The organism is Agrobacterium sp. MS2 (assembly GCF_003261015.1).
GTDB classification, from domain to species: domain Bacteria; phylum Pseudomonadota; class Alphaproteobacteria; order Rhizobiales; family Rhizobiaceae; genus Agrobacterium; species Agrobacterium pusense.
The window spans coordinates 89,220-104,112 of sequence record NZ_QLNF01000010.1; the positions used below are offsets into that span (position 1 = coordinate 89,220).

At 58.7% G+C, this 14,893-nt stretch carries 12 protein-coding genes; 6 read left to right on the forward strand and 6 right to left on the reverse strand.

Annotated elements, in window-relative coordinates:
- Positions 1-418: 418 nt before the first annotated feature.
- From DOU54_RS04315 to DOU54_RS04330, 4 genes are all read left to right on the forward strand, one after another.
- Positions 419-1,804 carry an FAD/NAD(P)-binding protein gene (locus DOU54_RS04315; RefSeq protein WP_113730843.1) on the forward strand — a complete coding sequence of 462 codons (1,386 nt, stop codon included), beginning with the start codon at positions 419-421 and terminating at the stop codon, positions 1,802-1,804.
- 323 nt (positions 1,805-2,127) lie between these two features.
- On the forward strand, positions 2,128-2,523 hold the full coding sequence (locus DOU54_RS04320; RefSeq protein WP_022563271.1) for a RidA family protein: 396 nt from the start codon (positions 2,128-2,130) through the stop codon (positions 2,521-2,523).
- Positions 2,524-2,555: 32 nt separating this feature from the next.
- Positions 2,556-3,644 (forward strand): D-TA family PLP-dependent enzyme, encoded by a 1,089-nt coding sequence (locus DOU54_RS04325; protein ID WP_072495058.1) that lies wholly within the window; start codon positions 2,556-2,558, stop codon positions 3,642-3,644.
- 70 nt (positions 3,645-3,714) lie between these two features.
- Positions 3,715-5,193: a M81 family metallopeptidase gene (locus tag DOU54_RS04330; RefSeq protein ID WP_113730845.1), complete on the forward strand. Its 1,479-nt coding sequence runs from the start codon at positions 3,715-3,717 to the stop codon at positions 5,191-5,193.
- A gap of 10 nt (positions 5,194-5,203) precedes the next feature.
- On the opposite strand, the gene DOU54_RS04335 is transcribed toward DOU54_RS04330, so the two are convergent.
- The 6 genes from DOU54_RS04335 to hutI all read right to left on the reverse strand — a co-directional run bounded on the left by DOU54_RS04335 (position 5,204) and on the right by hutI (position 12,346).
- On the reverse strand, positions 5,204-5,776 hold the full coding sequence (locus tag DOU54_RS04335) for a HutD/Ves family protein (RefSeq protein ID WP_113730865.1): 573 nt from the start codon (positions 5,774-5,776) through the stop codon (positions 5,204-5,206).
- A gap of 37 nt (positions 5,777-5,813) precedes the next feature.
- The gene (locus tag DOU54_RS04340; protein WP_072494967.1) at positions 5,814-6,824 is read right to left on the reverse strand and encodes an alpha/beta fold hydrolase; all 1,011 of its coding nucleotides are present in this window, start codon (positions 6,822-6,824) and stop codon (positions 5,814-5,816) included.
- Between the two features lie 193 nt (positions 6,825-7,017).
- A complete protein-coding gene (gene hutU, locus DOU54_RS04345) occupies positions 7,018-8,691 on the reverse strand; it encodes a urocanate hydratase (protein ID WP_113730847.1) in 1,674 nt (557 codons plus the stop codon).
- Positions 8,692-8,702: 11 nt separating this feature from the next.
- Positions 8,703-9,506 (reverse strand): N-formylglutamate deformylase, encoded by an 804-nt coding sequence (gene hutG, locus DOU54_RS04350; RefSeq protein WP_113730849.1) that lies wholly within the window; start codon positions 9,504-9,506, stop codon positions 8,703-8,705.
- A gap of 72 nt (positions 9,507-9,578) precedes the next feature.
- Positions 9,579-11,123, reverse strand: a complete 1,545-nt coding sequence (hutH, locus tag DOU54_RS04355) for a histidine ammonia-lyase (RefSeq protein WP_072494964.1) — start codon at positions 11,121-11,123, stop codon at positions 9,579-9,581.
- Entirely contained in the window at positions 11,120-12,346 is a 1,227-nt protein-coding gene (gene hutI, locus DOU54_RS04360; RefSeq protein ID WP_502695901.1) for an imidazolonepropionase, read from the reverse strand. The genes hutH and hutI overlap by 4 nt, the downstream gene beginning before the upstream one ends.
- Positions 12,347-12,494: 148 nt before the next feature.
- Here hutI and DOU54_RS04365 point away from each other — a divergent pair, with 148 nt between their 5' ends.
- Both DOU54_RS04365 and hutC read left to right on the forward strand, forming a co-directional pair.
- Entirely contained in the window at positions 12,495-13,841 is a 1,347-nt protein-coding gene (locus DOU54_RS04365) for a formimidoylglutamate deiminase (protein WP_113730853.1), read from the forward strand.
- A gap of 30 nt (positions 13,842-13,871) precedes the next feature.
- Positions 13,872-14,618 (forward strand): histidine utilization transcriptional repressor HutC, encoded by a 747-nt coding sequence (gene hutC, locus DOU54_RS04370; protein ID WP_051634325.1) that lies wholly within the window; start codon positions 13,872-13,874, stop codon positions 14,616-14,618.
- The last annotated feature ends 275 nt before the right edge of the window (positions 14,619-14,893 follow it).

The following is a 14,893-nucleotide window of genomic DNA, read 5'->3' on the forward strand; positions in this document are numbered from 1 at the left end:
TTCTTTCGCTCGAAATTGCAGTAGCGGTTTTTTTCGAAAAAGGCGGTTTTTTCCGCAACTGAGATATAAGCGCCGATTCTCTTTTTGGCGCAATAGGCTTTTTTCTCATGTACAGAGACGCCGCTAAAGCATTGTGGAAGAATCACTTTTCCCTTCTTGGCGTTTTCTGGTTTGCCGCGGCTAACTTGGCCTCGTTTTTCCCCTCGCTCCCTCGCTCCCTCGCTCCCTCGGCTTGAGTTATGACAGCAGGTGGGCCGGAAGTTTGCCGCGGCTAACTTTCGCTATCTCGCTAGGGCGGGGCAGTTGGGAAATTCAAGGGTAGACATTCGCAGCTGGTTAATCTCTACTGCATGACTAGAGTATGGGACGCCTCGCGCCGGTTGCCGGGCAATTCCATTGTCGTTGGTTGGAGGATTGAATGTCCTATGACGTCGCTCTAGTCGGTTCGGGTTTCTCGGCCATTTGTACAGCAGCCCATCTCCTGTCATCACTGCCAGCGGAGGCGTCGATTGCCATCGTTGGTGACGAGTCGGATTTTGGCCGCGGAACCGCCTATCGCACGGAACTACCCTATCATCGGCTGAATGTGCCCGCGGGGCGTATGAGCGTCTTCCCGGACCGCCCAGACGATTTTGTCGAATGGTTGGCGCAGAACGGGCTGGGAAACGATCCCCTTATATTCGCGTCGAGGGGCGATTATGGGCTCTATTTGCGGGACCGGCTCGCCAGTCTTCTCAGAAGCCGGGAACAGCGGGCGCGTGTGGATTTTATTCGGGCGAAGGCATCCGCTTGCCGGCCCGAATCACAAGGCGGCTTTACCTTCACCCTGGAAAACGGCGAGACATTGCAGGCACGCAATGTCGTTCTGTGTCTCGGCGTTGGTGCTGCAAGTTTGCCGGTGCAAACTGTCGCAAAACGTGAAGAGGGCGTGCAGCGCGTGGTGAGCCACTGCTGGCAGCCGGGATGGTTGTCCCGGGTGAAGAACGGGGATCGTATCTGTATCCTTGGTTCCGGCCTCACGATGATCGATCAGGTGTTGACGCTGCGCGGAAAAGGTCACCGGGGCCCGATCCATGTCCTGTCCCGCCGCGGGCTCATTCCGCATCCGCATGTTAGTCCGCCTGTGCCGCCGAGCGCTCCGCGTCTGCCTGAAAGTTCTACTGAGATAAGCGAGCTATTACGATCTCTCCGTCAACAGGTGACCAACGGGGCGCCATGGCGCTCGGTTATGGACGGTTTACGGCCAAAAACACAATCGCTATGGCAGAGCCTCAGCTCACAGCAACGCGCAAGGTTCTTGCGGCATGCGCTGCCTTGGTGGAATATCCATAGACATCGCATCGCGCCTGAGGTGCATGACGCCTTTGACAGGCTGTTGTCAGACGGCGTTCTCACTATCCACGCGGGTTATCTCCAGGCGATCGATGAACAGGAGGAGAGCATCTCCATTCGTTATCGCGTTCGGCATACACAGATGATTAAGGAACTGCAGGTCGATCGGGTCATCAATTGCACCGGCATGGAACGCGCGGGTATCGGCCACTCTCGCCTTCTGGAAAGCATGCGATCTGACGGGATGCTTCGGCTCGATTCCTTTGGCCTTGGTGTCGAGGTCGACGGCGATTCCCGGCTGCTGCGCACGGATGGCCAGGCATGGCCAAGTCTCTTCGCCGTCGGCGCGCTGACGGCAGGCCGGTTTTGGGAAATTACCGCCGTTCCGGATATTCGACTCCAGGCTCGTGATATAGCGCATTTCATCACTGACAGAGTGATCGGTAAGCGCCTCCTATCCGCACAAGGCTGATACCTGTTGCGGACCCAACAATGGGGCCGAACTCTCCGGCCTCCTCATTTATACTGCGTAGTTTGCCGCGGCAAACTCGTCGGTTGAGTCACGGTCACCGCGTGGATGACGCTCTTTGGCCTGGATGCAATAGGTCATATTCGACGCGTGGCGAAAAATCGCCGGCCGTTAAGTAAGTATCCGCAACATTCAAAAAATGTCGCGAAAAGCGAACGAATCTCATCATTTGCTAAATAATTTACATGGGTTATGGAGTATCGTCGTTAAACCGGCTATAAATGCAAGAAAAATTGAACATCATGAAAATAATTTGCGAGGCTTGAATGGTGAAAAATAAGTTGGTGCGGTTCGAGGTCGCAGATAGCCAGGCCGGTGGGCAGCGTCGGCCCTTCGCCAAGGCCGTCCGGGCCGGTGATTTCGTCTATGTGTCCGGACAGGTGCCCACCATTGATGGCGAAGTGGTGACTGGCGGTATCGTCGCCCAGACCGAGCAGGTGGTGGCCAATCTCAAGGATGTCCTGGCGCTGGCTGATTGTACGCTTGCCGATGTGGTGAAGGTGAATGTCTGGCTGGATGACGCCAGGGATTTCTCCAGTTTTAACGCCGTGTTCCAGAAACATTTCATCGATCATCCGCCTGCACGCTCAACCGTGCAATCCCCGCTGATGGTTGACGCCAAGGTGGAAATGGACGTTATCGCTTATAAGCCTTTGGCTTAAGTATCTGATTTATTTCGCTTAGAGAGCATATGATGACCTATCCATGGCCTGACGAGGGCGCAAAGCTTGATGCCATTTCGACGCCAATGCCGGTGATCGACGAAGACCGGCTTGCCGCCAATATAAAGAAGGCGCAGGCCTATCTCGACAGTCATGGCAAGGCCTTCCGGCCGCATATCAAGACACACAAGATACCGGCCATCGCCCGACAGCAGCTTCAGGCCGGCGCCATAGGCATCAATTGCCAGAAAGTTAGCGAAGCGGAGGTTTTCGCAGACGCCGGTTTTGACGATATCCTGATTACCTACAATATTCTTGGTGCCGCGAAACTGTCGCGATTGAAAGCGCTGAATTCCCGTATAGCTCAGCTGAGCGTCGTTGCTGATAGCGACGTGACGGTTGCCGGCCTCGCTGCCACATTTGATGAGGGGCGGCCGCTCGCCGTGCTCGTTGAATGTGATACCGGCGGAAAGCGTTGCGGTGTGCAGACACCGGCGGCGGCAGCGGCACTTGCTGAGAAAATCGTCGCCGCGACGGGACTTATATTCAAGGGTATCTTGACCTATCCGGCACCGGGCGGAGCTGAAAAGGTGGAAAGCTTCCTGCGCGACACCATGGTGCTGCTTGCGGCAAAAGGCGTGGACTGCCCGGTTCGTTCCAGCGGCGGCTCGCCGGACTTCTATGCAGCGCATCTCGTTCCCTCTGCAACCGAACACCGGGCAGGCACCTATGTCTATAATGACCGGGCGATGTTGCGTGCCGGCCATTGCACGGCCGATGATCTGGCAATGCATGTTCTCGCTACCGTTGTCTCGCGGCCTGCAGCGGACCGCGCCGTGCTTGATTGCGGCTCCAAGGCTTTGACCTCCGATCTCCTCGGCTTCAACGATTATGGGCTGATCGAAGGCCATGAAGGCGCAAAAATCATCTCACTCTCTGAAGAACACGCGGTTGTAGATCTTTCCGGCTGCGCGTCCGGCGGTCCCCGGATCGGCGATGTCGTCAGGGTCGTACCGAACCATACATGCGTCGTCAGCAACCTTTTCGACAGGATGGTGTTCCATCGAAACGGCGTTGTTACCCGCGTCGAAGAGGTCGCTGCACGCGGCACGGTCTGGTAATGTTACCCGGCTAATTAACTTGAGGAAACGAGCTCAGCCCGCAGGCAGCTCCGGCAACGAGACCCCATAAATGCGCATATTCACGGCGTCGCTCGCCACCGAAACCAACACGTTTTCGCCTGTTCCCACGGATATGGATGCCTTTCGTGCGGCTTTCTATGCCGGGCCGGGTGAACATCCGGACACGCCGACGCTATGCTCCTCGCCGGTCCCTATTCTCCGGCGCCGCGGCAAGGCGGAAGGGTTCACGGTCATCGAGGGCACGTCCTGCTGGGCGGAGCCTGCCGGCCTCATCCAGCGCCAGACGTATGAAACACTGCGAGACACCATTCTTTCGGAGCTCCGGGCAGCCCTGCCGGTCGATGCTGTGGTTCTTGGCCTGCATGGCGCCATGGTGGCGCAGGGCTATGACGATCCTGAAGGGGATTTCCTGTCGCGGATGCGGGCAATGGTGGGCCCGAACGTCTTAATTGCGGCGGAGTTCGATCCCCATAGCCATCTCACGGCATTAAGGGTTGAAAGCCTGGATATCATGGCGACGTTCCTGGAATTTCCCCATACCGATTTTGAGGAACGCGGCGAACATGTCGTCGAAATGGCGTTGCGTACTCTGCGCGGCGAAATCAGGCCCGTCATCTCGACTTTCGATTGCCGGATGATCACCATTTATCCGACCAGCCGTGAGCCGATGCGTTCTTATGTGGACCGGCTGAAGGCGATGGAGGGCAAAGACGGTATTCTCTCCATCTCCGTTATTCATGGATTCATGGCAGGTGATGTACCGGACATGGGCACACGCATCGTCGTTGTTACGGATGACGACAGGACCAAAGGGGACTCGCTGGCCGAGAAGCTGGGCCGTGAACTTTATGCCATGCGCAGGCTGACCGCCATGCCGATGCTGGATACGGAAGCTGGTCTCGACCAGGCCGTTGCCATTCGCAGCGCAAATTCGCAAAGGCCGGTGGTGGTTTCGGATATATGGGACAATCCCGGCGGCGGTGTTGCGGGTGATGCGACCCACATTCTGCGCCGCATGGTAGAGCGCGGCATGGACAGGATCGGCGTTGCGACGATCTGGGATCCCATCGCAGTGTCTTTTTGCCATGCAGCGGGGGAGGGCGCAGAGCTCGATCTTCGCATCGGTGGAAAATCCAGTCCGCAGGGCGGCGATCCGCTGGATTTCCGAGTAAAGGTCATGCGCACCGTCGAGACCGGCTGGCAGAGTTTCCGTAATAGTCGCGTCACGCTCGGCCGCGCCGCCGTTGTCCGGCCGCTCGGCACCGAAATCGACATCATTCTCATCACCAGTCGAACGCAAACTTATGAGCCGGATATCTTTTCCAATCTCGGAATCGATTTCGCGAAAAAAGACGTGTTGCTCGTCAAGTCGACCAACCATTTTCACGCGGGTTTTGCGCCGATCGCTTCAGAGATCGTCTATATCGCGGCCCCGACCTCCTATCCCACCGACCCGGCAAAAACACCTTACCGCAAGGCAAGCCTTGGCCTATGGCCACGGGTTGCCGACCCGCTCGGTCTCGATTGAGGGAAGCAGCTTAGACCTGATCAAACGTCACGACGAAGAAACGACCAGCCTCTTCCATGCCCTCCACCGCAAATCCGGCGCCGCGCTCCAGCAAGAGGCTGTCGCGTCGCTGCAAATGCACCGTTTGGCCGGCTGATGAGACGCTGACGGGATCAACGGCAAAAATTATTGTCGCCGTTGACCCCGTCGACTGGACAGTGAGTGTGGTGCGGTGTCTTTCGACGCGATGCGAATACTGCTCGCGACGGGACATGACATTGAGATCGACGATGGGACCATCTGCCAAAACGGCGTCCACCGGAACATCCGCGGCGAAGGGCAGGGGATCGCTTGCCATCGTCAACGCCACCGGCTCGCGTGCGTCGATGCTGAGGCTCATGCCTTTCCCTTCGAGGATGCAAAGGGTGCGGTCAATTCCGGGAAATATGGAAAAAGGCCCGTCTTGCGCAACGTTGGCCATGCTGATGCGCCAGTCGAAATCCGCCATCGAGGCTTTTGCGGGATGAACGATGATCTCCGTCGTTACACCGCCGCCGTTCTTCCAGGGCATTGATGTATAGGCGGTGTTTTCTAGGTGTCTCATCTGCTGCATTCCCTGGTCGTTTGTCTGGACGATGGCACTATTTATCGCGGTCGCCAGCGATACGTTGTTCAAGCTTTTTTTGCGCGGCGCGTAGATCAACACTTTTTCCGGCAAGTTTTTCGATTGCCGCGACCACAAGATCACGCGCAACGTAGTCCGACTTGTGCCCGAGATTCCTCACAACGATCAAGCTCGACCCGTCAATAGCGCGTGCGAGCTGGCGGGAATGAATATCCGGTGAAACAACATTGTCGGTGTCGCCGGTTATAATGACGGTCGGCGCCTTGATTTTGGAGTAGTTCGGTGAGGCGCTCCGCGCCCATGTGTTCAGCGCGGCGACTTCCTGCGCGTTATGGCGAAAAGCCTGCGGTCTCAACGCCCCCCATGCGCGCGTTGCCTCCACATAGCCAGGAGGACGATGATTGGGGGCGAAAACCCCGCGCGTCGCCCGGTCGAGCGCAAGGAAACCCACGGGCGGTGCGACGAAGATCGAAAAAAGCGGGCCTGTCACCCGGGCGCTTGCCGCCGTGTAATACCAGGCGATGCCTCCAGGCCAAGGGTAAACTGCCGGAGAAAGAAACACCAGGCCCGACACCATCTCCGGGTGGCGAAGCGCGAATGCCGCGGTAATGGCTCCGCCAAAGGAGTGGCCGACGATGATGGCCTTGCGGATGCCGCGCTTTTTCATCAGTTGAGCCACGGCGTCGGCCTGTCCGTCGGGCAGGATATTATCTTTGCCGCCGATGTCGGAACTGCCATGGCCCGGCCTGTCGACGAACAGAAGTTTTGCGCGACCGCGGAATTTGTCCGCAAAGGACAACAGCGGGTCGTAGAGACTTGCGCTCGCGCCATGCAGGAAGACGATCGGTGGCAGCTCTGCCTGCTTTTGCGGTTCCAGCAACAGGCTGTTGAGCTTATATCCGCCAACATCGATTCTTACCGGCACAGGCTCTTGGGCCTGGGAGGATGCAGGAACGGTCAAAGAAAAAGCCGGAAAAATTGCACCAACCAAAAAGCTGAAGGCAAGTGAAATACGCCGTGGTGCCATGCTGTCTTCCGCACTCCATTAAAGCTTGCCGCGCCGTTATAGACGCTAAAAATGATCGGCTATGACCGACCAACAGCTAACAACGAGAAAATCGAACCGGAAGTTTCAGTCAAAGGAGCGTTGGGTAATGCCGTGAGGCTTTGCCGACGCAAGGTCGGAATGCCGCGCGGCGATGGACCGCGCGGCACGCTCATCAATTGCCGAGAATACCGGGCAGACGCAGCCCCTGCTCCTTGGCGCATTCCACGGCAATCTCGTAACCTGCATCGGCATGGCGCATGACGCCGGTTGCCGGGTCGTTCCACAGAACACGCTCGATCCGACGCGCGGCGTCGTCGGTGCCATCGCAGCAGATGACCATGCCGGAATGCTGGGAAAAGCCCATGCCAACACCGCCGCCGTGATGCAGCGATACCCAGGTTGCACCGGATGCAGTGTTAAGCAGTGCGTTAAGCAGCGGCCAATCCGATACGGCATCGGAACCGTCCTTCATGGATTCGGTCTCGCGGTTGGGCGAGGCGACGGAGCCAGAATCGAGATGGTCGCGGCCGATCACGATGGGCGCCTTCAGCTCACCGTTCCTGACCATTTCATTGAAGGCAAGCCCGAGACGATGGCGGTCGCCGAGCCCCACCCAGCAAATGCGGGCAGGCAGGCCCTGAAACGCGATGCGTTCGCGCGCCATATCCAGCCAGTTGTGCAGGTGTTTGTTGTCGGGCAGTAGTTCCTTCACCTTGGCGTCGGTCTTGTAGATGTCCTCCGGGTCACCGGAAAGTGCCGCCCAGCGGAACGGCCCGATGCCTCGGCAAAACAGCGGGCGAATATAGGCTGGCACGAAGCCGGGGAAAGCGAAGGCGTTTTCCAGCCCTTCGTCCTTTGCGACCTGGCGGATATTATTGCCGTAATCGAGCGTCGGAACGCCGGCGTTCCAGAAATCGACCATGGCCTGGACGTGAACTTTCATGGAGGCGCGAGCGGCAGCGGCAACGGCCTGTGGATCACTCTCCTGTTTGGCGCGCCATTCGGCCACGCTCCAGCCGGCAGGCAGATAACCATGGATCGGATCGTGCGCCGAGGTCTGGTCGGTCACGATATCGGGCCGGATGCCGCGACGGAAAAGTTCCGGGAATATCTCCGCCGCGTTGCCGATCAGGCCGACGGACTTGGCCTCGCCGGCCTTGGTCCATTGATCGATCAGCGCCAGCGCCTCATCGAGTGTATGCGCCTTCGCATCAACATAACGGGTGCGCAGACGGAAATCGACGCGGGTTTCATCGCATTCGACGGCAAGGCAGCAGGCGCCGGCCATGACGGCGGCGAGCGGCTGCGCGCCGCCCATACCACCGAGACCGCCGGTCAGGATCCATTTGCCCCTGAGATTGCCGCCATAATGCTGGCCGCCAGCCTCCACGAAGGTTTCGTACGTTCCCTGCACGATGCCCTGAGTGCCGATGTAAATCCAGGAACCCGCCGTCATCTGGCCGTACATGGCCAGGCCCTTCTTATCCAGCTCGTTGAAATGATCCCAGTTGGCCCAATGCGGCACCAGATTCGAATTGGCGATCAGCACGCGCGGCGCATCCTTGTGGGTGCGGAAGACGCCGACCGGCTTGCCGGACTGCACGATCAGGGTCTCGTCCTCGTTCAAATCCTTCAGCGTCGCGACGATGCGGTCGAAATCGTCCCATGTGCGGGCGGCGCGGCCGATGCCGCCATAAACCACCAGCTCATGCGGTCGCTCGGCAACATCAGGGTCGAGATTGTTCATCAGCATGCGCAGCGGCGCTTCCGTCATCCAGCTTTTGGCATTGAGCTCGGTGCCCTGCGGTGCGCGAACGTCGCGAATATTATGGCGCGGATTGTTCATAAGATTTCCCCTTATCGTTTCGTGTCGAGCGCAAATTCTTCCATGCGCGTGAGAATCGTCTTGAGATGCTGGCGAAGGCGTTCGGCTTTGCCCGCGTCATAAGCAAAAGGCGGCACCTCGCTTTGCAGATGCGTGGATTGTGCCAGCTCCATCTGGATTGCGTGCACACCTTTCTGCGGCGTGCCATAATGGCGCGTCGTCCAGCCACCCTTGAAGCGGCCGTTCAGAACGCTGTCGTAACCTTGCGCGGCGGCGGTGGCCTCAACGGCGATGTGTTCGATGGCGGGATCACAGGTTCTGCCCATATCCGTGCCGATGTTGAAATCCGGCAGCTTGCCTTCAAAGAGGAAGGGGATGTACGAACGGATCGAATGGCAATCATAGAGAATGGCGATCCCATGGATGCCCTTGATCCGCTCGATCTCGGCGGCAAGAGCTGCATGATAGGGCGCGTGGAAGTTTTCCAGACGGTCCGCAATGTCATCCGGCGTGGGTTCCTGCCCTTCATTCCAGATAGGCTTGCCGTCGAAATCGGTGTCCGGAACCAGCCCGGTCGTGTTCTGGCCCGGATAAAGGCTCACCCCGGCCGGGTCGCGGTTGGCGTCGATGACATAACGATGGAACGTCGCCCTCACGGTTGTCGCGTTTTCCAGAAGCCCGGCATAAAGCTCATGGATGTGCCAATCCGTATCGGCCAGAATTTTGCCGTTGTCGTTGAGGCGGCTCCAAATCTCCGCCGGAACATCCGTGCCGGTGTGAGGCAGACCGAGGATGATCGGCGAAGTGCCTTGGTGAAGGGCAAAGGGAGGCTTCATCGATTGCCTCTCTTCTCCGTGGGTTTACCCCCTGCAAGAACAGAGTTGGCGAAGGTTAAAACGTGCCTCATCTCAAGCCTCCAGCTTCGGCAGGATGCCGTCCGAAATCGTGGCGACCAACGCACCGGAGGCGATCAACTCCGCCGCCGTCTTGAGATCCGGCGCCATATAACGGTCTTCCTCCAGCGAAGGTATCGCGGCCCGTAGCACGGCAATGGCCTTTTGCAGTTCCGGGCTGGTTTTCAGTGGCCCGCGCAGTTCTACGCCCTGAACGGCTGAAAGCGCCTCGATCCCGAGGATGGCAAATAGATTGTCGGTCATCGACAAAAGTCGCCGCGCTCCGTGGCAGGCCATGGAGACATGGTCTTCCTGGTTGGCCGAGGTTGGCGTCGAATCCACCGAGGCCGGATGTGCCATCTGCTTGTTCTCGCTCATCAGCGCTGCGGACGTGACTTCGGCGATCATGAGCCCGGAATTCAGCCCCGGCTTCCTGGAAAGGAAAGCGGGCAGGCCATAAGAAAGCGCCGGATCGACCAGTAGCGCGACACGGCGTTGGGCGATGGCCCCGATCTCGCAAATCGCGAGCGCGGTCTGGTCGGCGGCGAAGGCCACCGGTTCGGCATGGAAATTGCCGCCGGACACGACGGAATTGTCAGAAAGCACCAGCGGATTGTCGGTCACCGCATTGGCTTCGATTTCCAGTGTGCGGGCCACCTGCCGCAGGAGGTCAAGGCAGGCGCCATCCACCTGCGGCTGGCAGCGGATGCAATAGGGATCCTGCACCCGCTCATCGCCTTCAATGTGGCTGATGCGGATTTCGGAGCCGTCGAGCAGGCTGCGAAGCGCAGATCCCGCGTCGATCTGCCCCTTGTGGCCCCGCAGGCTGTGAATATCCGGGTGAAATGGAGCGGAAGACCCCATGGCGGCGTCCGTGGAAAGTGCGCCGGTAATCAGCGCAGCCTGCGCGGCGCGATGGGCGCGAAAAAGCCCGGCAAGCGCCAGTGCGGTGGAGGTTTGCGTGCCATTGATCAGGGCAAGCCCTTCCTTGGCGGCGAGAACCACCGGCGTCAGCCCGGCTTTCATCAGCGCCTGGCCGGCGGGCAGCAGAGCGCCCTGATAAAAAGCCTCACCCTCGCCCATCATCACCGCCGCCATATGGGCAAGCGGCGCGAGATCGCCGGAAGCGCCCACGGAACCCTTTTCGGGAATGACGGGAATAACGCCCTGTTCCAGCATGGCCTCGATCAGCCGCACCAGTTCCAGCCGCACGCCGGAAGCGCCGCGGCCAAGCGAAATCAGCTTCAGCGCCATGATCAGCCGAACCACATTTTCAGGAAGCGGCGCGCCTACACCGCAGCAATGCGACAGGATGAGATTGCGCTGCAGCGTTGCCACGTCGGCTGCATCGATCTTGATGGAGGCAAGTTTTCCGAAACCGGTATTGATGCCATAGACGGGGGCATTACCCGCGGCAATCTCGGCAATGCGGGCAGCCGCCTTTTCGATGCCGGCGTCGAACGAGCGGTCCAGCTTCGCGGAGCCGTTGTTCCAGTAGATGCCGGCCAGGTCGGCCAGGGCCACGTTGCCGGGGTGAAGCGTAATGGTCGTCATGGTCATGGAGAAACCTTCTGTCCCTTGAATATGCGGGCATGGAGCGGGTTGAAACCGATGCGATAGACAAGCTCGGCCGGGCGTTCGATATCCCAGATTGCAAGATCAGCGGATTTCCCGGCCTCCAGCGTGCCGGTTTCCGCAAGCAGGCCAAGCGCCTTGGCGGCATTGCGCGTTGTCGCTGCCAGGCATTCCTCCACGGTCATGCGGAAAAGCGTTGCACCCATGTTCATGGTCAAAAGCAGGGAAGTGAGCGGTGAGGTGCCTGGATTGCAGTCGGTGGCGAGGGCGATTGTCGCGCCTGCATCGCGCAATTCCTGCATCGGCGGAGCCTGTTTTTCACGAAGCGCATAAAAGGCGCCGGGCAAGAGTACGGCCACGGTTCCCGCCTTGGCCAGTGCCTTGGCGCCTGATTCATCCAGATATTCCAGATGATCGGCGGAAAGCCCGCCGCAGGAGGCGGCAAGCGCTGCGCCGCCCAGGTTGGAAAGCTGCTCGGCATGCAGCTTGACGGGCAGACCAAGCTGCCGCGCCTTTTCAAAAACGCGTGCTATTTCTTCGACGGAGAATGCGATGCCCTCGCAGAAGCCGTCCACCGCATCGACCAGCCCTTCCGCCTGTGCCTTTTCCAGCCCGGGCAAAACGACATCGGTGATATAGTCACCGTTCCTACCCTTATATTCAGCGGGTGTCGCATGGGCGGCCAGATAGCTGGTGACGATCCGCACCGGCCGCAGCGTCTCCAGCCTGCGGGCAACACGCAGCATTTTCAATTCGGTATCTATATCGAGGCCGTAACCGGATTTGATTTCGATCGTCGAGACGCCCTCGGAAAGAAGCGTATCGAGACGGGGCAGCGCTTGCGCTATCAAGACATCCTCCGAAACCGCGCGTGTGTCACGCACGGAGGACACGATGCCGCCACCCGCCTTGGCGATCTCTTCATAAGTCGCGCCATTCAACCGCATTTCGAATTCCATGGCGCGGTTGCCGCCAAAGACCAGATGGGTGTGGCAATCTATCAGAGCGGGAGTGATCCAGCGCCCGTCGCAATCGGTGATTTCCTCCGCGGCGGCGAGATAAGCGGGCAGATCGCTCTCCGAGCCAGCAAATGCGATGCGACCGCTGCTGACGGCGATCACGCCATTTTCGATTGCGCCGATGCCTTCCCTCAATGGATCGAAGGTGGCCAGCCGGGCATTACGCCACAAGGCCGTTGCGTTTCCCATCGCCGCTCCCTTTGCAGATTTGTTCCCGGGCATTGCTTTTCGCCTTTCCTTTATGGCGTAAATGTATATACATAATAATCGGCTTGGCAAGCCGCATTTTCTGTCCGAAATGGCCTTGCCCGATGTCGTAACAAGAGGAGAGGGTGGTATGACGGCAATTCACGCAGGTGCGGCACTTCTCAGCGGCGGGTGGGCGCAGGATGTCCGTATCGTCTGTAATGGCGGGGTTGTTTCATCGGTCGAAAACGGTGTTTCTCCCGAGCGGCAGGATGAACGCCATGCCGTCATCGTTTCGGCCATGCCCAATCTTCACAGCCACGCCTTCCAGAGGGCCATGGCTGGACTTGCCGAAATCCGCGGGCCTGCCGACGACAGTTTCTGGAGCTGGCGCACGGTCATGTATAAATTCGCCCTCTCCATGACGCCTGACCATGTCGAGGCCGTTGCTGCACAGCTTTATATGGAAATGCTGGAGGCCGGTTTCGGCAGGGTCGGAGAATTCCATTACCTGCACAATGACAGGGACGGTTCACATTACGGAAATATCGCCGAAATGGCGGAGCGTATAGGCGCTGCCGCTGCCCAAACGGGTATAGGCCTGACATTGCTGCCGGTCTTTTACGCGCATTCCGGTTTCGGCGTTCAGCCGCCAATCGACGGGCAGAAACGTTTCATCCATTCAATTGACAGTTACGAGAAGCTGATGCAGGGCGCACAGGCTGTCGTCAAATCCCTTCCGGGTGCGGCGCTTGGCATCGCGCCGCACAGCCTGCGCGCTGTGACCGGTGATGAGCTTGCGGCCATCGTGCCGCTCGCAAAAGACGGGCCGATCCATATTCACGTGGCGGAACAGATCAAAGAGGTCGAGGACTCCCTCGCTTTTTCCGGTGCGCGGCCAGTGGAATGGCTTCTCGGGAACGCGCCGGTCGATAAGCGCTGGTGCCTCATCCACGCCACGCATATGACGCAAGCGGAGATACGCCGCATGGCACGGAGCGGCGCGGTTGCGGGCCTCTGCCCTGTCACGGAGGCCAATCTCGGCGACGGTGTCTTCCACGCTCCGGATTTTCTCGCGGAAGACGGACATTTCGGTGTCGGATCCGACTCCAATATTCTCATCTCGGTTGCTGAAGAGCTGCGCACGCTGGAATATTCCCAACGATTGTCTCGGCGCGCGCGTAATGTCATAGCCGACGCGGGCAGTTCCACCGGGGAAAAACTTTTCCAGGCGGCGCTGGAAGGCGGTGGCGGGGCACTCATGTCAGAAAGTAGAATCGAAAAGGGAAAGAGCGCCGATCTTGTCGCGCTCGATATTTCGGCCGTGCCCTATCTTCCCGCGTCAAAGATCCTCGACCAATGGTTATTTGCAGGCAATGTCCGTGTCGATACCGTTTGGGTCCGTGGCGAAAAACAGGTGCAGGCGGGTCAGCATATCCGTCGCCGGGAAATATCGGATCGTTTCAACCAGGTCATGGCCGAACTTCTTAATAGCTGATATGGGCTCGGCGAGAACGAGAAAGAGCCCGTGCGGAAAGGTATCACGGACGTGACAAAGGCATCGGCCGGACAGACCCTGCACCAGACGATCCTCAGCGATATAGAGGGGCGGATCGTCTCGGGGGAATGGCCGCCCGGTTACAGGCTGCCGTTCGAGGTCGATCTTGCCACCCATTATGACTGCTCGCGCATGACAGTGAACAAGGTCATGAGTCAGCTCGCCAAGGCGGGTTTGATCGAGCGACGCAAGAAATCCGGCAGTTTCGTTCGTCAACCGCAGATCCAGTCGGCAGTTCTCGAAATTCACGACATCAGGGCCGAGGTTGAATCCCTCGGTCTTGATTACGGTTTCAAGGTTCTGAAGTGCACGCAGCGTACGGCAACGAAAGACGACCGTACACGGCTTGACATGGCAGCTGGCGCGCCGCTGCTGGATATTGTCTGTCTTCACTTCGCGGGCGAGCGGGAATTCTGTATCGAGCAGCGCCTTGTCAACCTCGTGACCGTGCCGGAGGCTGCAGAAGCCGATTTCGGCGGCGTCGCGCCCGGCCCGTGGCTGCTCGGCCATGTTCCGTGGAGCAATGCCGAACACCGTATCAGTGCCGAAACGCCGTCGAAAGAGATTGCGCGCCTGCTGGCCATATCTCAAAAGCAGGCCTGCCTCGTCGTGGAGCGCCGGACATGGAGCAATTCCGGCGCCGTCACCTATGTGCGGTTCACCTATCCCGGAAATGCGCACGCTCTTGTCGCCCGTTTCAGCCCGTCCGCGGATTGATCGTAAGGCTTAAACCCCTGTTATTGCGAACATGAAACCCCATATAGGCGAGGCATGCTATGCTTCCTGCAAAGTCGTGCTGGAATCATTAATCGTTGGTAATTAATAGGATAAATTGGAAACTACCTTTTATTATCAATAGCTTGACCGATTTTTTTAGAATTCGCATTTTCGGCTGTTGACTTGTTCGGTGGGGTTCTCTTATAAGTCCGCTCACTGAACGAGGGCGGCGGCGCTGCTGGCGACGAAGTCTTTCGTTCTAAATAAATCAAGGA